The sequence below is a fragment of the Pseudoalteromonas sp. P1-8 genome, assembly GCF_001399985.1.
Classification (GTDB): Bacteria; Pseudomonadota; Gammaproteobacteria; order Enterobacterales; family Alteromonadaceae; genus Pseudoalteromonas.
On the sequence record NZ_LJSO01000002.1, the window covers coordinates 261,909 to 283,514 of the forward strand.

At 41.9% G+C, this 21,606-nt stretch carries 19 protein-coding genes; 8 read left to right on the forward strand and 11 right to left on the reverse strand.

The genetic code is table 11. The annotated features are described in order from the left end of the window. Positions 1–81: 81 nt before the first annotated feature. The 4 genes from zntR to AN213_RS04740 all read left to right on the forward strand — a co-directional run bounded on the left by zntR (position 82) and on the right by AN213_RS04740 (position 3,528). Positions 82–495 (forward strand): Zn(2+)-responsive transcriptional regulator, encoded by a 414-nt coding sequence (gene zntR, locus AN213_RS04725; RefSeq protein ID WP_082401639.1) that lies wholly within the window; start codon positions 82–84, stop codon positions 493–495. Then, a complete protein-coding gene (locus tag AN213_RS04730) occupies positions 479–1,759 on the forward strand; it encodes an SO_0444 family Cu/Zn efflux transporter (RefSeq protein WP_054562757.1) in 1,281 nt (426 codons plus the stop codon). Before zntR ends, AN213_RS04730 begins: the two co-directional genes overlap by 17 nt. Positions 1,760–1,914: 155 nt before the next feature. Continuing rightward, positions 1,915–3,045 (forward strand): 1-acyl-sn-glycerol-3-phosphate acyltransferase, encoded by a 1,131-nt coding sequence (locus AN213_RS04735; RefSeq protein ID WP_055197680.1) that lies wholly within the window; start codon positions 1,915–1,917, stop codon positions 3,043–3,045. 237 nt (positions 3,046–3,282) lie between these two features. Then, the gene (locus tag AN213_RS04740; protein WP_055197682.1) at positions 3,283–3,528 is read left to right on the forward strand and encodes a DUF1289 domain-containing protein; all 246 of its coding nucleotides are present in this window, start codon (positions 3,283–3,285) and stop codon (positions 3,526–3,528) included. Here AN213_RS04740 and AN213_RS04745 read toward each other — a convergent pair. Continuing rightward, positions 3,525–4,226, reverse strand: coding sequence for a transporter substrate-binding domain-containing protein (locus tag AN213_RS04745; protein ID WP_235575491.1), 702 nt, complete (start codon positions 4,224–4,226; stop codon positions 3,525–3,527). The two genes, AN213_RS04740 and AN213_RS04745, sit on opposite strands and share 4 nt — an antisense overlap. A 153-nt stretch (positions 4,227–4,379) precedes the next feature. On the opposite strand from AN213_RS04745, the gene AN213_RS04750 reads away from it, so the two are divergent. Genes AN213_RS04750 through AN213_RS04760 form a run of 3 tightly spaced genes read left to right on the forward strand, consistent with a single transcriptional unit; the run spans position 4,380 to position 9,523 of the window. After that, positions 4,380–4,580 (forward strand): DUF3283 family protein, encoded by a 201-nt coding sequence (locus AN213_RS04750; RefSeq protein WP_054562754.1) that lies wholly within the window; start codon positions 4,380–4,382, stop codon positions 4,578–4,580. 2 nt (positions 4,581–4,582) lie between these two features. Beyond that, entirely contained in the window at positions 4,583–5,008 is a 426-nt protein-coding gene (locus tag AN213_RS04755) for a GNAT family N-acetyltransferase (protein WP_054562753.1), read from the forward strand. Positions 5,009–5,023: 15 nt separating this feature from the next. Continuing rightward, entirely contained in the window at positions 5,024–9,523 is a 4,500-nt protein-coding gene (locus tag AN213_RS04760) for an EAL domain-containing protein (RefSeq protein WP_054562752.1), read from the forward strand. Positions 9,524–9,550: 27 nt separating this feature from the next. Here the strand turns inward: AN213_RS04760 and AN213_RS04765 are convergent, their stop codons facing one another. Together AN213_RS04765 and AN213_RS04770 are read right to left on the reverse strand one after the other, a co-directional pair. Then, positions 9,551–10,504: an ion transporter gene (locus AN213_RS04765; RefSeq protein WP_054562751.1), complete on the reverse strand. Its 954-nt coding sequence runs from the start codon at positions 10,502–10,504 to the stop codon at positions 9,551–9,553. Between the two features lie 10 nt (positions 10,505–10,514). Continuing rightward, positions 10,515–13,184 (reverse strand): bifunctional acetate--CoA ligase family protein/GNAT family N-acetyltransferase, encoded by a 2,670-nt coding sequence (locus AN213_RS04770; RefSeq protein ID WP_054562810.1) that lies wholly within the window; start codon positions 13,182–13,184, stop codon positions 10,515–10,517. Positions 13,185–13,353: 169 nt separating this feature from the next. Here AN213_RS04770 and AN213_RS04775 point away from each other — a divergent pair, with 169 nt between their 5' ends. Continuing rightward, entirely contained in the window at positions 13,354–14,070 is a 717-nt protein-coding gene (locus AN213_RS04775; RefSeq protein ID WP_054562750.1) for an SIMPL domain-containing protein, read from the forward strand. Here AN213_RS04775 and AN213_RS04780 read toward each other — a convergent pair. The 8 genes from AN213_RS04780 to proC all read right to left on the reverse strand — a co-directional run bounded on the left by AN213_RS04780 (position 14,059) and on the right by proC (position 21,593). Further along, positions 14,059–15,315 (reverse strand): lipopolysaccharide biosynthesis protein, encoded by a 1,257-nt coding sequence (locus AN213_RS04780; RefSeq protein WP_054562749.1) that lies wholly within the window; start codon positions 15,313–15,315, stop codon positions 14,059–14,061. The two genes, AN213_RS04775 and AN213_RS04780, sit on opposite strands and share 12 nt — an antisense overlap. Before the next feature lie 4 nt (positions 15,316–15,319). Continuing rightward, positions 15,320–16,003, reverse strand: coding sequence for a hypothetical protein (locus AN213_RS04785; protein WP_054562748.1), 684 nt, complete (start codon positions 16,001–16,003; stop codon positions 15,320–15,322). Between the two features lie 99 nt (positions 16,004–16,102). Next, positions 16,103–17,938 (reverse strand): DUF885 family protein, encoded by a 1,836-nt coding sequence (locus tag AN213_RS04790; RefSeq protein WP_054562747.1) that lies wholly within the window; start codon positions 17,936–17,938, stop codon positions 16,103–16,105. 40 nt (positions 17,939–17,978) lie between these two features. Next, a complete protein-coding gene (gene hemW / locus AN213_RS04795; protein ID WP_054562746.1) occupies positions 17,979–19,112 on the reverse strand; it encodes a radical SAM family heme chaperone HemW in 1,134 nt (377 codons plus the stop codon). After that, on the reverse strand, positions 19,109–19,708 hold the full coding sequence (locus AN213_RS04800; protein WP_054562745.1) for an XTP/dITP diphosphatase: 600 nt from the start codon (positions 19,706–19,708) through the stop codon (positions 19,109–19,111). Before AN213_RS04800 ends, hemW begins: the two co-directional genes overlap by 4 nt. A gap of 7 nt (positions 19,709–19,715) precedes the next feature. After that, positions 19,716–20,156, reverse strand: a complete 441-nt coding sequence (locus AN213_RS04805) for a DUF4426 domain-containing protein (RefSeq protein ID WP_054562744.1) — start codon at positions 20,154–20,156, stop codon at positions 19,716–19,718. Positions 20,157–20,214: 58 nt separating this feature from the next. Beyond that, positions 20,215–20,748 (reverse strand): YggT family protein, encoded by a 534-nt coding sequence (locus AN213_RS04810; RefSeq protein WP_054562743.1) that lies wholly within the window; start codon positions 20,746–20,748, stop codon positions 20,215–20,217. Positions 20,749–20,771: 23 nt separating this feature from the next. Continuing rightward, positions 20,772–21,593, reverse strand: coding sequence for a pyrroline-5-carboxylate reductase (gene proC / locus AN213_RS04815; protein ID WP_054562742.1), 822 nt, complete (start codon positions 21,591–21,593; stop codon positions 20,772–20,774). Positions 21,594–21,606 lie beyond the last annotated feature (13 nt).

Below are 21,606 nucleotides of genomic sequence, written 5' to 3' on the forward strand. Positions count from 1 at the left end.
TTAATTTATTGCTTGACCTTGGGGTGTACTCCAAGGTTTATAGTGAGCATAATAAATAAACGCTTCACAATGGAGACGGTGATGAAAATAGGTGAGTTTGCCCGTCAGTTGGGTGTCTCAACAGATACGCTACGGTACTACGAAAAGCATGGTTTGTTAACGCCTAGTTCGCGTTCAGACGTGGGATATCGTTTTTATTCTGAGAATGACTATAAACAAATGGCGTTTATTCTCAGAGCAAAGAATGTTGGCTTTAGTCTGGCTGAGATCAAAGAGCTACTGCAAATTAAGTTTCATAAAGATCAGCATTCTTGTCATGAAGTTAAAGAGATGACGATACAAAAACGTGATCTCGTTGCACAACGAATTGCAGAGCTTACTCGCTTTTATGACTCACTATCATTATTAGCAGATAAATGCTGTGGCGGAGAAGAGCCTGCTGAAAACTGTTCAATACTAACGACGCTGGAGGATATCGATGGACTTACTCAATAATTTTTGGCATCTGTTTTTACTTTCAGCGCCTTGGTTAATGTTGGGCTTATTCATAGCTGGTCTTCTCAATGTGTATTTGCCTGCTAACTTTCTTAACCGGCATTTAGGCAAAGAAGGGTTATGGACCACAGTTAAAGCAGCCTTTATTGGTGCCCCAATGCCCTTGTGCTCATGTGGTGTGATCCCTGCGGCCATTGGTTTGAGAAGGGCAGGGGCGTCAAAAAGTGCTACCACAGCATTTTTAGTTTCAACCCCTGAAACTGGGGTCGATTCAGTTTCGGTATCTTATGTGTTACTAGGTCCATTTATGGCGGTGATACGTCCTATTGCCGCCGTGTGCAGTGCCACTGTGGCCGGTGTATTAGTGGGGAAAGACAGTGAACTTCATCAGCATCAAAATACAGCATCAGATGAAAAAGACTCAGAATCAACATCTTGTTGTAGCAGTAAACAGCCTGAGCCTGTGACTACAGCGAGTTGTTGTAGCAAAGAGGCATCTACTAAGCCCGCACAAAGTTGTTGTAGTAAGCAATCACCTCAAGAACTTGAGCCTGCTAAAACAACAAGTTGTTGTAGTAGCAAGGAATCGCAACCAACACAGGAGCCCCAACACAGTTGCGCAACTGAAAAAGCAGCACCTTCGCAGAAAAGCTGTTGCAGCACTGAGCAGTCAACTAAAGCCGTTGAAAGTCGTTTTAACAAACTGAAACGCGCGGTGAGCTTTAGTTGCAACAAGCTGCTTGAAGACACCATGATTTGGCTAATGATCGGTTTATTTTTTGCTGCTCTAGTTCAAACTTATGTACCAGAATCTTATTTAAGCCAATGGGGTAATGGCATTCTGGCGATGCTGGTGGTTATTTTAATCAGTATTCCTATGTATATTTGTGCTACTGCATCGACACCTATTGCGGCAGGCTTATTACTCAGTGGTGTGTCTCCAGGGGCGGTGCTAGTGTTTATGTTGGCAGGGCCGGCAACTAATATTGCAACACTTGGTGTGGTTGGTAAAGAGCTTGGCAAGCGTGCGGTATTTGCCTACTTAATAGGGGTGATTGGCACGGCGCTAGCATTTGGCTTTTTAACCGATTATTTAGTGGCGCAATATGGTTTTGTGGTGGCGCCGATGATGGGCGAAGAACATGAAGTTCTACCACATTGGTTAAGCCTTGGGGCAGGTATTGTGTTGGCAATTTTAATGCTTAGATTACTGCTAAAAATGGTATTAAAAAAGGCGTCGCAAACTGGTAAGAGCATTGCTTAATTATTTGTTATAGATATATATTTTCTACATTAATTGGCATTTAATTTGGTTAACTATCGCGACTCGGTTCGCATTTAAAATTGCCTGAGTTATAATCCGCCAATTATTTTTAACGGCACGCTCAGCGTGCCGTTTTTTAACTTAAGTAGTTTTTAATGAGTGAAAGTGTGGATAAATACGCCGACATAAGACCTTACAATGATGATGAAGTAGCTGATTCAGTAGCGCGTTTGATTGCTGATAATGCCTTTGTAGATGTAATCGCTAAGTATAACCTACCGCGCTTTTTATCGAACTTCCCATTTATTACTCGCCCATTAGTGCGCAGTCAGCTGCGTAAAAAGTGGGGCAACACCGCATCGGTTGAGCAAGTTCAGCACGAAGTGGCTGATTATTTAAATAAACTAATCACCCGTACGACTTCAGAAGTAACGTTTTCGGGCATCGATAAACTAGACCCAAAACAAGCCTACTTATTTATTTCGAATCACCGCGATATTGTGCTTGATCCTGCACTTGTGAACTGGGGCTTGTTCAAACACAACATGCCGACAGTTCGTATCGCAATTGGTGATAACTTGCTGCAAATTCCTTATATCACTGAGTTAATGCGTTTAAACAAGAGCTTTATTGTAAAGCGCTCAGCGAAAGCTCCAAAAGAGATGCTTAAAGCATTGTCGCAGCTGTCTGCTTATATCTATGACTCACTTGCTGAAGGCCACTCAATTTGGATAGCGCAAAAAGAAGGCCGAGCAAAAGACGGTTTTGATCAAACAGATCCAGCCTTACTTAAAATGTTGCAGTTACAAGGTCGTAAGCAGAAAAAAGAGTTTGCTGAATACGTACGCGAATTAAAAATTGTGCCAGTGTCTATCTCTTATCAATACGAGCCATGCGCGATTGCAAAAGCGAAAGAGCTTTATCATAAACAGCAACATGGTCAGTATGTGAAACAGCAAGGTGAAGATATTGCTAGTATTGTTGAAGGTTTTAGTACAGCTAAAGGGCATGTACATTTAGCGTTTGGCGAACCAATTGAATCGGGCTGCGAATCACCTGAAGAGCTGGCAAAAACCATTGATCAGCAAATTGTTGATTCGTTTTTCTTACACCCAGGTAACTATATAGCGGGTGGTTGTACGCAAGCTGAGATTGACGAAAAAGATGCTGCTGCATTTAACGAGCGACTAGCAAAAGTGCCAGAGGAGCTAAAACCTTTGGTATTAGCTATGTATGCTAAACCTTTTCATCGTAAAGCAGAACTTGCCACAAGCGAATCTGAGTAAGCGATACAATTATACCAATCCGCAATAATACTTAATCATTTTGAGGGATTAAACCTGATTTAGAACAACTAAATAACGAAATTTTTTCCTTGTTATCAACAAGATTTTCTTGCCTCAAAATAAACTACTTAATTAAGCGAATTGGTATTAGTTTAAGAAGCCACTTTTTAAAGTGGCTTTTTTTATGGTTAATTTTCAGGCTATACTTTTAATATTCTTTATTAACCGGCATTTGTGATGCAACAAATTGAAATATTTGAAATTCCAAGCCCTTGCAAAGGGATATGCCAAGTTAATAACCGAGGCTATTGTAAAGGTTGCTACCGCAGTCGTGATGAGCGTTTTTATTGGAATAAGTTTACCAATGCAGAAAAACGTAAAGTCATTAGCTTATGCCAACAGCGTTATAAACGTTATCTTCAGAAAAAACAGCAGGCAGAGCAGCAACAAACAAATCCTGAGCAAGGCGGTTTTGATTTTTAAAATTTACTGAGGTTGTATTTCGATTTTAAAAATTGCACCGTGCCGTTTTCATCAAGCTTTTTAAGTACTTTAGTCAGTTGCGGAATTATCGCTTTATGCCGTTTATGCACAAAGTGAAAGCTCTGCATCGGCATTAAAACCTGTTTATGAAAGGCTGTTTGATCAAACCCCGGATGCTTAGTCGACAATAAAAAGTCTAGTAATATTGTCCCTTCAACACGTTTTTGCGTGAGTAAATTAAGCTGCGCAGTGACATTTCTAACCTTGATCACATCGCCTGCAAATGGGTGGTTATCGATATAACTCTGAGCCGCTGGGTAGCTTGACTGAATTGCTAACGATTTAAGCTGTTCATATTGGCATTGTCGGCAGTTTTTCAGTAGCACTAGATTAAAATCAAAAAGCGCATAGTCTACTTTCAATAAATTAGGATAATCGTCTTTAACATCGGCAATGCGCCCTAGTTGCCCATCGAGCACACCTTGGTTTGCAGCAACCAGCGCATTTTGATGATTAAAATCGATTATATGGATCTCATAGCCAATTTCTTTGTATGCCATTTTCATTAAATCAATAACATAGCGAGCTTGTGGTGTATCAGCGGGGCGATTAAAGATCAGTAAATTAGTGCTGGCACTACTTGAGAAGCAAAAAAACAGCAAAAATAAGGCAAATCTGTGACTCAGATACTTCGACAACGTGCGTTCCTTGCGTACATAAATTGCTCGTTAATTTACTGATATGTGTTTCCAAAATCAAGCTTATCCGTGGGCTTTTTAAGCTAATAAAAGGGATTAAAGCCTGTTAATTTTGTTATACTTGTGAAATCAAAAATTTATTGCTGAGAAAGTATGAGTTTCAATCTATGTAAATTGCCACGAGAGCAAAAATATCAAATTCAATTGGATTACGAAGCGTCTTTTTGGGCTTATCAAATAAAGCGTGGTAAGAACACCCGCGAAGGTGTTTACACTGCAATAAATAGTCGTCCAATATCTGAGCAAGCGTTCTTAAAGCAGCAGTTTGAGCATTACCTTTCGCTAATGAGCTAACCATGGCTGCGTTTAGATTTTGTTTACTTGAGCCAATTAAAACGCCGTTAGTAAACAAATTTTATGATAAACACAAGGCTCGCGGCCGAGCGAGCAAAGCTGACCAAGTATGGGTTGCTTACAAAGAAACAGAAATAATTGCCGCTTGCCGAGTTCAAAACCAAGCTGGGCTGTTATTTTTGTCTACCCTTTATGTTGATGAAGTATGGCGGGGTCAAAAAATTGCTTCACAATTACTTGCGGCTGTCACCGCCGCACAAAAAGGGACAGTTTTTACCTTCGTGTACCAAAATCTGATTGATTTTTATCTACAAAATGGGTTTAACTATGCATTAACATTACCCAATTCTTTGCAATCGTTGTTTGAGGTATATGCGCATCGAAACGTAGTTGCGATGCACTTTACGCGTGACACAGTGCCAAGTTAGCAATTTGGAACGTCAATGACTAAGTTCTTCTCCAGTATAGCGTTATTTTTTATTTTGACCTGTGGCTTGTTTAGCCATCCCGCTATCTCTCAGGTAAAACGTTTATCAACCAGTGAAGGCTTATCGCAAAGTTATGTAAACACTATGCTTATCGATAACAGTGGCTACTTGTGGTTATCGACTGAAGGTGGCCTCAATCGCTACGATGGTTATCAGGTGGTTCATATCAAAGGCCCTAATGGTGAGCTTGAAGATGCCATCATTGACCGTATTTACCAAGATCCACAAGGCTATATCTGGATAGCTTCACTACAAGCGGGTTTATTCCGCTATGATCCCACTTCGGATACTTATCAGCAGTTTATTGCTAAACCAACCACTGAAGAGCAAATTTTTATTGAGTCGGTGTTTAGCATGGTAGCTGTTGATGACAAAACACTTTGGCTAGGGCGAGGCTGGGATTTTGCCAAACTAGACTTAGAAACGAAAAAAATCACCTCTATTTTTGAAATTCCTGAGCGGGTTAAAAGCAGCGTTATTCGAGAGCTTTTCGCGTACCAAGGTTATATTTTTATGGGCACTAGTAATGGTGCTTATGTGTATGAGTTGGCATCAGGAAAAGTCCGTAAACTTGAACATCTCCAAAATGAGCCAAGTCATATTTATCAAAATTATGTGAAATCGTTCGCTATTATCAATGAACAAACATTGCTAGTGGGGGCTGTTAGAGGCCTTTATCAGGTTGATATTAGCAATTTAAAAGCAATGTTTGATACCCCTGATATCGCCTTCAAAAATAAAACACTCATCAGTGAATTAAATATTTGGAAAATTATTCCAGAGGCTAACTCTATTACGCTTGGCACTGACAAAGGGTTATTTGAATATAACCTTGACACGGGTGAGTTAGCTAAGAATATGCGCCTAAAGGAAAGTGGTTACACACTAGCTGACACCAGCATTATTGATATTGTGAAAGACCGCTCAGGTGGAATGTGGCTGGCAACCAAAAATGATGGGGCGTTTTATCAGTCATACGACAATTACAATTTTATCAATGTAACAGCCAACTCATTAACAGGCGATGGGCTATCTCATCATTCAATTTGGAGTATCACTGAGTTTCAAAATCGTCTCTGGCTTGCCACCCATAATGGTTTAACAGCGGTTGATTTAGAAACCTACGAAAGTGAAGTGTTTTTAAAAGATTATCAGGTTGACCTTATAACTACTGAATTCAGTATTTACCAAATCATGCCCTACAAAGATAAGTTATGGCTGCACACTAATCGCGGTATTTTAAGCTTTGATCCGAAAACCGGGCAGGCCTCCTCAGTCAAAGCCGCAAATCCCGAGAACCAGGTTTTAATTAACGATTGGGTGCATGGCATATTGTTGATGCCATCGGGGGATCTTTACTATGTTCACCCTGATTACGGCATGTTTGTTTATAATATCGATAGCCAAAAAGTGACCCGACTAGGCGGCAAGTTTGATGAGTTTGAGCCGTTTTTAGCCTACGGATTTTTACCTGCGTTGTCGTCAAATCCAGAAGCGCCATTATTTTATAATGCGGGTATTCTGTATCAAGTTGACCCTGATACATACGAGCTCTCGACGATATATAAAGTGCCTGAACAACATGAAAATGTTGCTGTGAATGTGATGTCTTACATCATAGATAATAACAATGTGTTGTGGTTATCGCTTTCAAACTTTGGCTTAATCGGCTTAGACGCCAGCACTTACGAGCATATTTATACCATCGACCTTGAAAAGAATAAGTTAGGTACTTTGTTATACGACATGGTGCTTGATGAAGCGGGCATGATATGGATGAGTAGCCACAAAGGACTTTGGCGACTGAACCCAGATAATTTACATTTTCAGCAATTTACTGGCTCAGAAGGGTTATTCTCAACCGAGTTTAATAGTGGTGCATTTACTAAGCTTGAGTCAGGGCAAATTGTCTATGGTACGCTAAAAGGCTTTACCTACTTTTACCCTATGGATAACCACTATCAGCAAGCTTTAATTGATCACGTAAATATTACTAACCTTGATTTGATGTCGCGCGATTTACCCGCTGAGCTAAAACAGCCTATCGATAGTGTCGTTCTTGAGCATGATGATATAGGCCTTGAAGTTGCCTTTTCTGCGATGGCATTTAACTATCAAGAACGTATCATTTATGAATACCAGCTAGGTGATGGTCAAAAAACTTATACCCGCAATAACAACCGAGTACTCTTCCCAAAACTCAGTGCAGGAAAATACCACCTTAAGGTATGGGCAAAAGATCCATTAACCGGAGAGTTAACGCCGCCCGCTATTTTGAATATCGAAGTGAAATACCCACCTTGGCGTGCACCTCACTTTATTGTTTTATATGTGATTTTGGTTGCACTGTTTGTTGCTGCTTGGGTGTTTAGGCGTAACCGTATGCAACAAATATTACTAGCCGCCCATAAAGAGAGTAAAGAGAGTGAAGCACGATTGAAGCTTGCTCTTGAAGGCAGCCATTCTGGAGTATGGGATTGGTCATCGCAAAGCCCGATTATTTATCAACCGCGTCTTAAAAATGAGTTAGGTTATGAAACTGATAGCGTAAATTTAGATGATTATTTAGCAAAGATTCACCCTCATGATAAGCAAACTTTCCGGTTAGAGTGGTTAGAGTTTTTATCTACACAAAAAGGCTATTTCAATTGCACTTACAGACTACGTCATGCTGATGGTAATTGGCGTTGGTATAAAGACTTTGGCAAAGTGGTTGAGTGGCAAGACAGCGCCCCTGAAAAAGTAGCGGGCACCTACACAAATATGACCCGAGAGCTGGTATTTGAAGAAAATGCCCGTTTGTTTGGTGCGGCATTTGAACAAACTCGCGACTGGGTGTTTATCTTAGATAAGAATCTGCGTATTCGCGCTACCAATAAGTCATTCCAAGATGCCTTTGGCTTTCCTGCAGAGCCTCGGTCTAGCCGTTCGCTCACACTGGGTATGCCTATATCAACTCGTATCCATTACTTACGCATTATGCAAAAGCTTGAATCGGGTGAGCACTTTTCAGCCGAAGATGTTGTTGAAGTTGCTGGCGGTGAAAAGCGCCAAGTATTAATAAAAATAAGTGCGGTTGCAGGCAATAATCGCCAACTTGATAGCTATGTGATTATAGTTACTGATATTAGCGCGCAAAAGCTGGCTGAAAACGAGCTGCATCTACTGGCCAACTACGATGCTTTGACGGGACTGCCAAATAAAACCTTGTTCAACGACCGAGTCGTTCACGCTATTGAACAAGCTGATTACCATCAAACAAAAGTGGCGTTATTAAACGTTAATATTAAGCGCTTTAAGCACTTTAATGATTCGCTAGGCCGTGAAGAGTCTGATGAATTAATTAAGCGTGTTGCTAAGCGTTTAAAACACGTGTTGCGTCCACAAGATAGCGTGGCTCGTTTCGATGGTGACGAGTTTGTGATCCTTGCCGAAGATTTTAAACAGCTTGATGAGTTACTGCTGTTATGTGCAAAAGTGATGGATTGTGTCGATACCCATATTGAACTTAGCCAGCAAGCTGTAAAAGTGAACCTTAGTGTTGGTGTTGCTGTTTACCCTGATGATGCAAAGGACACCAAAGCCTTATTAAAAGCCTCTAATGTGGCACTGTACCACGCGAAAAGTCATGTCGAAGGCTGTTATCAGTTCTATAAGCAAGAAATGAACTTACAAGTGCAGCGTACTTTGCATCTTGAATCACAGTTAAGTAAAGCTTACCAAGAACATGAGTTTTGTAATTTTTATCAGCCAATCGTGAGCGCAGAGACTCGCCAAGTGGCGGGGCTTGAAGTGTTGTTACGTTGGCCGAGTAATGATGAATATAAACCAGAAGACTTTGCAAATGCAGCAGAAAGCTCCGGGCTAATTACCAAAATTATGCTGCAGACTTTATCAAGAGCATTGATTGAGCTGCGCCAATGGCGTACCACGCATCCTGATTTATATATTTCTATTAATCTCTCAGCCCTAGATTTTGAAAGCGAAAATCTGGTTGAGAAAATACATCAATCAATAAGCGCAATTAAAGTTCCTGCGAGCGCGCTAGTGTTTGAGATCACCGAATCAGTGATGATGCACGATTCAGATAAAGCGCAGCAAAGTATGGAAAAACTCAAAGCCTTAGGCTGTCGTATTTATATGGATGACTTTGGAACGGGTTATGCGTCACTGACCTATTTGAAACGTTTTCCGGTTGATGTGCTGAAAATAGACAAAAGCTTTGTTAATGACATTGGTATTGATAAAGGTGATGAAGCGATTATCAATTCAACGCTTACTCTTGCAAAAAGCTTGGGTAAAGAGTGTGTAGCAGAAGGGGTTGAGAACCGCACGCAATTGCAGTTCTTACGCTCTTTAGGCTGTGAGTATTTCCAAGGTTACCTGTTTAGCAAACCTGTGGCAGGTGATGAGGTGAAAGCGCTTTTAGATACCCAGTGGGATGATGAATTTTAGGGTAAAGCGAAAACTTTACCCTTTTCGTTAATCTTGGCGTTTACCACAGTGGCGGCAATACAGATTGCGATTGCGGTTTTTAAGCTCGTTATGAATCGCTTTATTCGCCTCTTGCTGACTTAAACCCAGTTTATACCGTAAGTTTTCTAAGTGCTCTTCTTCAACAGGCGATAAGTGCCCATCTTCAACGGCTTCATGCACTGCATCGGTAAACACTTGTCTGCGTTTACGTAACTGCTCAGAAAAGCTTGAGGCCAACAAACCAGTTGGAATAGCCACCATGCCCATACTTACCAGTGTAATAGCACCACCAAATAAGCGACCAAGGGGAGTCACAGGCACGACATCGCCATAACCAACGGTTGTTAATGTCACCATTGCCCACCACATTGCAGCAGGGATAGAGCCAAATTTATCTGGCTGTACATCGTGTTCTATTAAATAAATACCGCATGATGCAATGATCAGCACTACGGCCATAATAAAAAAAGCCGCAAGCAGTGAGCTGCTTTCTTCTTTGAACGAGTTTAATAGCAGCTGCATTGCCCTTGAATAGCGCGTCAGCTTAAAGATACGCATTAACCTAAGCACTCGTAAGAAGCGTAAATCAACACTCACAAAGACCATCAGAATGGTGGGTAAAATCGCTATAAGATCAATCAGCGCCATGGGCGAAAAGAAATACTTAATGCGAATTTTTGAATTTGTTAGTGTACTTTCTTTATGCACGCTTTTATCAACACAGCACCAAAGCCTGAGCACATATTCTAAGGTAAAGATACCGACAGAAATCAGCTCAATCATTAAAAATTCGTGATGATATTGCTTTGCTAAAGGGCCGACTGACTCCAACACAATCGCCACCACATTAATCATGATCAACGACATTAAAAACACGTCGAGAGCGCGCCCTATACGTCGATATTTACCGTTACCTTCAAAAACTCGTGCAGTGTAATTTCTTAAACGATGCAAAATAATGATCCAGTTTTTAGTTAAGTTTTAGCACCATATTAATGCTGCCTTCTTCAAAGTCGCGGGTGATCTTAAACCCGAGTTTTCGTGCCAGTTCAATCATGCCGGTGTTTTCTGGCAAGGTAATACCAGCAATTTGTTTTACGCCTTGGTTTTTACAATGCTCAATTGCCGCATTCATTAATATTGTGCCAAGTCCTAAACCTTGGCAATCAGAGCGCACCACAATTGCAAACTCAGCATCGAGTTTGTCTGGATCCATAAGTACACGAGACACCCCTAATGTACAGGCTGAACCATTTTGCTCTTGGCTGACAATAAACGCCATTTCTCGGTCATAATCAATTTGCGTCATTTTCGCGAGCTGATCATGGTTAAATTGCGGTAATTCACCGAAGAAGCGTTTATATCTGTCTTCTTTACTTAATGATTGATCAAACTCTAAGTGAGCTTGCTCATCTTCCGGTTTAATTGGTCTTAGCTGTGCTTGGGTATTGTTTTTAAGGGTTACCTCTTTAACCAATTCAATCGGGTAGGGGCGAATACACAAGCGTTTACGATTCGCTTTTGCTTTGTAACGGCTAAGGCCGATAGTCGCATCAAGGACTAAAAACTGCCCGTTGCTGGCTAAAATAGGGTTTAGCTCAACACTGGTAATGTCAGGTTGGTCGATAACAAGCTGCGAGATGCGGGTGAGTAGGGCGCATAAACGGTATTTATCGACCTTTTCTGGTAGTACGCGGTCTTTAAGTACGCCTTTATCGTGCGCCGCAGCAATCAGGTATTTTGCCAAGTTCATATTCAGTGGTGGTAATGCCACTGCAGCTTGAGCGAATTCAAGTCCGGTGCCTGCTTCACCCAGTAAGATCACTGGGCCAAAGTTCGGCTCTGTTTTAATAGCGATTCGTAGCTCATTAGCACCTGCTCGCGGCGCCATCTTTTGCAATGAAAAGCCTTCAATATGGGCGTCAGGGTAGGTGTTTTTGATTCGTAGCAGCATGGCAAAGGCTGTTTGCTCAACTTCTTGTGCATCATTTAAATTAAGGACCACACCACCGACTTCTGATTTAGAAGGAATACTTGGGCTTATTAGTTTTAACGCTACAGGAAAACCTAGCTCAATGGCTTGCTCTTTGGCTTCTGTTGGTGTGTAAGCAACTTCAGTTTGAATACAATCAATACCATAATGAGTGAGTATTTGGCTTGCTTCATGGGTTGATAAATAGCTTTGCTCTTCGGCTAAAAACTCATTTACTACAATGCGTGCTGCGTCTTTATTTATTTTTGCATCATCGGTGTTTGATTCTGGCGTTTGCGTTAAATGCTTTTGGTTACGGCGATAACTTACCAAGTGCATAAACGCACCAACCGCACCTTCAGGTGTACGGTAGGTCGGAATGGCATTATTAGCGCAGACTTTTCGCGCAGCATACGCGGCATCTTCACCCATAAAGTTTGTCATAACATAAGGGCGAGCCATCTTCGGGATTTTCTCTAAGGTTTCGACAATGATCTCAGCATAGTCTTCACTCGGTGCAAGCGCAGAAGGGGTATGAATGATCAGCAGGTTTTTAACTTCTTTGGCTTGCAGTAAAATTTCTAAGGCTTGTTGATAGCGCCTTGGTGCTGAGTCACCAAAAATATCCACCGGATTCGAGGTCATCTCTGATTGCGGGATCACTTTATTCAGCGCTGCTCTGGTCTCGTCGCTAAGCTCTGCTAGTTTTCCTGAGCTTTGCAAGAGCGTATCCACAGCCATGACACCAGGGCCGCCGCCATTGGTTAAAATAGTCAGTTGTTCGACTTTAAGTAGTTTGGGGTGCATTGCCAGCGTTTGTGTTGCTGCAAAAAGCTCTCGTAAGTCGTTTACCCTTAGCATACCCGCTCGCTGAAACAACGCATCATAGACCGCATCAGAGCTTTGTTTGCCACCAGTGTGTATTTCTGCAGCAAGGGCTCCGGCGCTGGTTTTACCGGTTTTAATGGCAATGACAGGTTTGCTAAACGCAGCAGCTCGCGCTGCAGAAATAAAGCTACGAATATCTTCAATATTATCGATATACAACAAGATAGCCTTGGTTTTAGCATCGCGACCTAAAAAGTCGAGTAACTCATCAAAGTCGATATCAAGGCAATCACCTACAGACACAAAATATGAAAAGCCAATCTCTTTGTTCTTCGCCCAATCAAGAATGGTTGAGCAAACAGCCGCTGATTGCGATACAAAGGCGAGCTTTCCGGGGCTTGCAACTGTATGCGAAAAACTAGCATTTAAGCCAATATGAGGAATAAGTAAGCCCAAACAATTAGGCCCAAGTAAAGAGACATTTGCCTCAGCAGCTGCTTCTTTTAATGCGTACTTTTGGTCGGCGTTTAAGCCGGCTGCAATCACCACTGCATGTTTACAGCCAAGCTCCCCAAGCTCGTTAATGATGTTGATTAAGGTGTTTTTATTAGTACAAATAACCGCAAGATCAGGCACTTTGGGTAGTGCAGCAATGCTCGGGTAGGCTAGTACGCCGTGTACAGCGCTGTGATTTAAACTAACAGGCATGATTGGGCCTTTAAAGCCCCCTTGTAAAAGGTTGCGCATAACCACAAACCCCGCTCGGTTAGGGGAATTTGAGGCGCCAATGACCGCGACTGATTTAGGGTTAAAAAATTGGCTAATACGTTTAACGCTCATGCTGTTTCCTTCGCTTGCGCTGTTTGTTAAAACTTCAGGGTCTGTTAAGTTTAATACACCCAAACTAGAACCGACACGCTTCTAAAGTATTAAAAGTTATACTCATAAGATAACCTGTTTATAACTACTTTTCGAGTCAAAAACAGTGACCTACATCAAGGAGAAAAGCATGAATAAAGCGCAACCATTTAATATCGTTATTGCAGCGTGTGCATTGGCGGTTGGTTTGCTCGGATTAGGTTTTATTTTGAAAAGTGCAGCCCTTGATGTGAAAGGCATGGAGCGCACTGTTCACGTTAAAGGGTTAGCTGAAATGGAAGTGCCTGCCGACACCGTAATTTGGCCATTGCAGTTTTCTGATGCCGATAACAACCTTGAAAAATTAGTGGGTCGGGTTGAAGAGAAAAGCGATGCAGTCGTCGCCTTTTTAAAGCTACATGGCTTTAGTGATGAAGAAATTAGTCTTGGTAGTCAGTCAATTATTGATAAACAAGCCCGCGAATATGGCGGCGAAAATCAACAGTTTCGTTATATTGCCCGTAATAATGTCATTGTTTATTCAAATGACATCGAAAAAGTGCAACATGCCTTAGGCGCAGTAAGCCAATTAGCCAAGCAAGGCATTGCGATAGTACAAGACAATTACGAAACGCGTATTCAATATTTATTTAATGGCTTAAATGAAATTAAGCCAAATATGATTCAAGAAGCAACCGAAAAAGCCCGTGAAGTGGCAATGAAATTTGCCAAAGATTCACAATCTAAATTAGGTAAAATTAAAACTGCGCGTCAGGGGCAGTTTTCAATTTCTGATAGAGATTCAAACACACCTCAGCTGAAAAAAGTGCGTGTTGTTACCAGTGTTGAATATTATCTATCTGACTAAACCCAATACCACAGATAAAGGCAGCCGCATGCGTGTGCATACAATTACCATGCGGCAAAGCGCACCGAGCATAAAGCCGCCACTAAATGCCACAGCCACCCCCAATAAGCCAAACTGATCTTTTAACAGTACTGCCATTAAAACCGTGACACTGGTTGCGCCAAGTAATACGTACAAATTAATAAGCGGGTTCCCTTTTAACTTGATCATGCTACTGGCTAAAATCCTTGCTGGTAATAACAGTTGCCCGAGTAACAGCAGCATTAAAATCCAAAACCCTTCCTGCAATTGGCTTTCGCCATAGAGAGTGAGTAGTGGCTTTGCGAGCAGGGCAAGTAGCAAAATAGCGGCAAAGTTAAAACGCCATACCACTTTCATTAATTCGCTAAGTTGCTGCTCGGTCGTTTCATCTGCCATTAAAATGGGTTTTAAATATTGGTTGGCGGCATTGCCTAAAATAGTCAGTAAGCCAGCAATCACTACCGCAGGAAAGAAGATACTCACGCCTTGTGCACCAAACCAGTGATGCACCAGTAATACATCGAGTTTTGCTACTAATACGGTGCCTGCGCCACTGGCGAGCATGATCAAGGAGTCTTTACACCATTGCTTGGTTTGGTAGCGGGCAGTGCTTGCGACGATCATTTTTTTGATTAACCAATATTGATAAATGACTACGCACAAGATGCTACAAAACAACAAGATACAAATCTCGACTAAAGATAAATCGCCACGTATCAAGTACACGAAAAAGCAAAACCCCGCGGTTAGCAATTCAAAAATACACTGCTGCGTTATCAGGCCAATTTTTGGTTTATTCAAAGCCACTAAAAAAGCCGATTGGCTTTGCATAATGGCGCCAATCGGCACCAGTAACAGTAAATAGACCACATGCTCTTGAGCACTTTGGTGTGGTGAAATAGCCTGAAAGCTAATCACCACAGCTGCGACAAAAATCACCCCAAATAAACATGATGCAGCTAAATAAACATGTTTTAAGCCACGTAGTAACTCATGTTGCTGGGCTTTGTAGAGTGGGTAGCTAATACGCATTAAAGACGATGCAAAACCCATACTCGCGGGTAATAACAGAATTTCACACAGTGCGAGTAACGCGGCGAAAGTACCAAACTCATCAGTACTTAATATCCTTGCAAGGCATAAGGTAAGCACAATACGGCTACCGTGATTAAGGGCTGTAAAACTGCTGAGCGATAAAAACGCTTTAACAACATCCTTATTCATGGAGCTATTGATTGAGCGCGTTTAATAACTGCGCTGTTGGCACTTGCAAATAGGCCGCGCAAAGCAGCACTTTGCTGTCGCTACTCGCTGGTTGATTGGCACCATAAAATTGCTTAAAGGTATTTATTAAGGCGCTGACTGCGCGAGGGTTGTGGCTTTGGTCGACTTCCATCATGGCTAATAGCGCAGAGAACTCATGTTTGGCTAGCATTTGGGTCGTGCTGTTTTGCGCTATAAAGCAACCAATAGGAGTGAGCTGCTGTTTATTTAATGTTTTTAACGCTATGCCTAAGCTTTCGTTGCTTTCAAATAACATTAACGAACGCAAGTAATTAAAGGGTAGGTTATCAGCCTGACACTGCGTAAATAAATGATGAAGTAAGGTATTGCCCTGACTGTCTGTTACACAAAAAGCATTTTGAAACTTAAGACCAGGCGTGAAAAAGCTCAGTTTATCGATATCATCAATTAAGGCTACAGCTTCACTTGGCAGCGGGCTTGCTTCGAGTAAATGCGCTGCCACATTTTGTAAAAACAAGTATTTAACTTCACTACTGCAAGCTAATTGATAAATGTGCTGTAATTGTGCCGCTTGCAACACTCCCGATAAACTTTGGTAATCGGCAATGAGTTCTTTTAACTGATGATGTTGAAGCCGGCTGTTCAATTGCTCAATCGCGCTTTGCATGGAGATACTCGTTTTTTATTATTTATACATTTATAGCTCAACTAGTTGTTTAAATAAATAAAAAAGGCCGCTGAGCGGCCTTTTTCAAGTCTTTATAGGTTAAGCTGCTTGTTTTTTAGCAACCCATTGGTCAACAAACTTCTCTAGTACATTTAATGGTACTGCACCATTTTTAAGTACTACATCGTGGAATTCACGAATATCGAATTTATCGCCTAGTTTTTCTTTAGCCGCTTCACGAAGCTCTAAAATTTTCAGCATGCCCACTTTGTATGCCGTTGCTTGTGAAGGCATTACAATGTGACGCTCAACCATTTTAACGCCATCAGACGTCGCATTTGGTGTGTTATTTACGTAGTAGTCGATACCTTCTTGACGTGTCCACTTCATAGCGTGGATACCTGTATCTACTACTAGGCGACATGCACGCCATAATTCCATCGCAAGACGACCAAAATCTGAATATGGGTCTTCGTATAAGCCCATTTCTTTTGGTACTAGCTCTGAGTATAAACCCCAGCCTTCAACATACGCTGTGTAGCCGCCAAACTTACGGAACTTAGGTACATCTTCAAGCTCTTGCGCGATAGCAATTTGCATGTGGTGACCAGGAATACCTTCGTGGTACGCAAGTGCTTCCATTTGGTATGTTGGCATTGCTTCCATGTCGTAAAGGTTTGCGTAATAAATGCCTGGGCGTGAGCCATCTGGTGCAGGTTGTTGGTAGAACGCTTTACCTGCAGCTTTTTCACGGAATGCTTCAACAGCTTTAACTTTAAGGTCAGCTTTTGGCTTAACAATGAATAGCTCGTCTAGACGAGATTTCATGTTATCGATAAGCGCTGTTGCCTCATCAAGGTAACGTTGTTTACCTTCAGCTGTGTTAGGGTAGTAGAACTGCTTATCAGTTTTCATGAATTGCATGAATGCTTTAAGGTCACCTTTAAAGCCTACTTTGTCCTTAATCTCACGCATTTCGTCGTGAATACGCGCGACTTCAGCTAAACCGATTGTGTGGATTTCTTTTGCTGTTAAATCAGTCGTTGTGGTACGTGCTAAAGCATTATTGTAGAACGCTTCACCGTCAGGGAATTTCCAAGCACCATCACGGTCATCAGCGCGTTTTTCTAACTGAGCTAAGAAGTTAATTAGCTTAGTGTAAGAAGGTTTTACTGCTGCTTTTAGGGCTTTTTCAGCGTCGCTGATAAGTGCAGATTTTTCGCTGTCAGCAATCTCTAATGCATTAACTTTACGTTTAAAGTCAGCTAGTAACGTTGAGTCTTCACCATCATGGAAGGGTGCGCCGCGTAAGATATTATTGCTTGAATCAATCACGTGTGGGAAAACAAACTTAGGCGCGATAATGCCTTTATCTGCTCGTACTTCAAGGTCTTTGATTAGCTGATCAATAACCGTTGTAACACCATTTAAACGTGAGATATACGCTTTAGCATCAGATACATCGGCAATTTGATGTTGGTTGATTAAAAACGCAGGGATCATCGAGTGAACACCAAACATTTGGTTCACAGGGTAGTTGTAATGACGCCATTTGAAATCAGCAATTTCGTTTTCTAAATCTTGCTTTTTAAGGTCGTAGCTTACTTTTGTTGCGTCATCTAATAGGTCACGGTTAATTGCGTTAAGCGCAACTAGGTCAGCTTTAGTTTGTTCAAAGTCTTCTAAAACGCGCTCTTCGCTGCCATCGTCCCATTTGTCGTAATCTTTTTTGATGCCCATGTATGTTTGATAGATAGGGCTTTTCATTACATCACGGTTAAAAGTATCTTCGAAGAAGGCATTAGCTTTATCGATTTCACTTTGTACAGGTTGGCTTTGTACACTTGGTGCAGGCTTCGGTTGCTCTTGCATTTGTTGGCAGCCGCCAAGTAATGCAACACTTACCGCCGCAGCGATGAAGGTCAGTTTACGCATTATCGTTCCTTTGTAGTTGTTAGAAATTTAATTATAATTCTTAAACGAATAATTCTAGCAGGTCATTTAAAAAGCGGTGGCCTTTTGGGCTTACCTGCCAGTTATCTTTATCATCAATTAGTAAGCCTTTTGCAATTGCATCAGTCAAGGCTTGTTCCTGACTTTGCAGTGACAAACTTGTAAGCAAAGGTAAATCAGCTTTGGGGCAGGGTTCGACTAAACGAAAACGATTCATAAAGAATTCAAAAGCTAAGTCGTCTTCTGCTACTTGCCATTGTTCGTATAAATACGGTTTGGCAAGATCCATATATCCTCGAGGGTGTTTTACTTTCACCGTACGGGTGATGAGTTTATTTTCATCAGTAATTTTACCATGGGCACCGCAGCCGATACCGAGATAATCGCCAAATCGCCAATAATTCAAGTTATGACGGCATTGGTAGCCGGGCTTCGCGTAGCCTGAGATCTCGTATTGCTCATAACCTGCTGCTGCGAGTAACGCTTGACCTTGTTCTTGAATATCCCAAAGGGTGTCGTCATGAGGTAAGGTCGGTGGCTTAGAAGCAAACTGAGTATTTGGCTCAATTGTTAGCTGATACCACGAGATATGAGGTGGATTAAGGGCGATAATTTTTTCAAGGTCACCCAAGGCGTCTGCAACAGATTGCCCTGGTAAGCCATGCATTAAATCAAGGTTAAAGCTGTTTAGCCCTGCTTGATGCGCCTGTTTAGCCGCATAACTTGCTTCATCAGCACCATGAATACGGCCAAGGGTTTTTAGCTTGTCGTTTTGCATGCTTTGCACACCAATCGAAATACGATTGATGCCAGCGGCAACATATTCTTTAAAGCGACCTGTTTCGACGGTACCTGGGTTTGCCTCTAGGGTAATTTCACAGTCATCAGTTAGGCCAATTAATTTGTCGACTTCACCAAGTAGGCGAGTATATGCGTCACCGGTTAATAAGCTTGGCGTGCCGCCGCCAATAAAAATGCTGTGGATTTTACGCCCTTGCACTAAGTGCAAATCGGCCTTGAGATCATCAATAAGATGTTGAACGTATTCTTTTTCGGGGATCGTGCCTTTTTGGCCATGGCTATTAAAGTCACAGTATGGGCACTTTTGCACGCACCAAGGCACGTGCACATATAAACTTAAAGGCGGTAAACTCACAGGCCGCCTTTTTGCTGCAATTGCGCAAGTAGTTGTTTTAAAGCTTGGCCGCGATGGCTAAGGGCATTTTTTTGCTCTTTAGTTAACTGAGCGCTAGTGCATTGCTCAGACGGTACGTAAAAAACAGGATCATAACCAAAACCACCTTGACCATCTTGGCTATGAGTGATTTCGCCTTCCCAGCTAGCACTACAAATAAGTGGTGTAGGGTCGTCAGCATGGCGCATTAATACTAACACACACCAAAAACGCGCACTGCGAACTGGGTTATCAGCAAGCTCTTTCAGTAGCTTATCGATATTATCTTGATCGCTGGCACCAGCTCCGGCAAAACGTGCAGAGTACACTCCTGGTGCACCATTTAGACCGTCTACTTCAAGACCTGAGTCATCAGCAATCGCAGGCAAGCCTGTGATCTTTGCTGCATGGCGCGCTTTAATAATGGCGTTTTCAACAAATGTGGTGCCTGTTTCTGGCACGTCTGGCACTTGAAAATCGCTTTGTGGAACCACGTTAATATTAAGTGGGCTGAGCATACTTGCCAGCTCTTTTACTTTGCCAGGGTTACCCGTGGCTAAAACCAAGGTGTTGTTCATAGGTCTATTAATCTACGTAAAATTTTTGCTGAAACTTCAGCGTTTGTACTTTGCCATTTTGATTAATTTCGATATCAAAACGGTAAATTTCTTCGTTGCTGTAATCGATTTGCGCGAGGTAATAAATCGCATCGCCTTCAACAACTTCTTTAAATGTAAGCTGTTTTTTATTACCAAGTAGGTTACGTGCAGTGCCAGTTAAAGTTGCAGTCTGCGCTGTTTTATCGCTGTTTTTTAATACCGAAATATTAATAATCCCTTTGCTAGGGCTACGCTCTAAATCATAGTTTTTAGCAATGTTTGGCTGAATAAAAGTCGATGGAAATGCAATGTAATGAACTTCCCAAGGGCCAAGAACCTTGTACTGGGCGCCTGCTTGTTCATCAGCTTTGGCAAAGGTTGTAAATAAACTCAATACAATCAAAGAAAAATAAATAAATTGCTTCATGGTATATCTCACTTAACAAAAGAGGCCTTTCGGCCCCTTACTGCTTAACGTTAAACGCTTAGCCAATTAAATCCATTACTAAAAACTGTAAAAACTGTAGACCAATAATCAACACTAAGATTGATAGGTCTAGACCACCTAGTGGTGGGATAACCTTACGAATGGGACGTAACATCGGCTCAGTTAGCTGGTGGAATACAGCCTCAATTGGGTTGTAGCCTTGGCTTACCCAACTTAGTAAAGCACGAATAATTAATACCCAAAATAGTAAGTTTAGGCCTTCTTTAACTACCGTAATTAACGCTTGAATAAATACCGGACCTGGCGCCCAAGCGTTATAAAACATCAGAAAAATAACACTGAGTTTTGCTACAGCAACTAAATAAGCAAGCACTAACGAAGCAATATCAAAGCCACCCACTCCTGGGATGATTTTACGAAGTGGGTTCACTGCGAACGAAGTGGCTTTCACCACAAACTGGCTCATAGGGTTGTAAAAGTCAGCTTTTGCCGCTTGTAACCAAAAGCGTAAAAGGACCACCATTAAAAAGAGATCAAAAATAATCCCAACTAAAAAGTGCATGGCTTGCATAGTTTTACCTTCAAAAAGTAAGCTTAAAGTTCTTTTTCCATCGCTTCAGCGCGAGCAATACAGGCGTCCATTGCATCTGCAACTGTGCCGACTAAACCTTGTGATTTAAGATGCTCAACAGCTTCGTGAGTCGTACCCCCTTTAGAGGTTACGTTTGCACGTAGCTGAGAAATACTGATGTCTGGTTGCGAAAGAGCCATTTCGGCAGCACCCAGTGCGGTTTGTTGCACTAAACGGCGCGCATCTTCATCACTAAAGCCAAGTGCTTTCGCTTTTTCTTCAATAGCTTCCATAAATAAGAAGAAGTAAGCAGGTGATGAGCCTGTAACAGCAATGATGTCGTTGATTTGTGACTCTTGCTCAACCCAAACAACAATGCCTGTACACTCAAAAACTTGTTGTACAAACTCGTGCTCTTCAGCGGTTTCATCCGCGCCGTATAGACCTGAAACACCACGGCCTAGTAATGATGGTGTATTTGGCATACAACGCACCATTTTCACATCTTGACCTAGCATTTCACGTAAACGGCTAACGGTAAGGCCAGCGGCCACTGAAATAAATAGCTTGTCGCTAAAATCAACGCCTGAATCTTGGAATGATTGGCAAAGATCGCCCATCATTTGTGGTTTAACAGATAAGACAATCACATCTGCATCGCGAAGTGCCGCGTTGTTATCCGCGGTAGTTTGCACCCCGAAATCAGCAGCAACCTTAGCTAATTTTTCTTGGTTGCGATTGGTTGCAATGATGTTTTTTGCTGCAAAACCGTTCTTTACCATGCCGCCAATGATGGCGTAGCTCATGTTACCCGTGCCTATAAATGCGATTTTTTTGTCTGACATATGTCTGTTATCA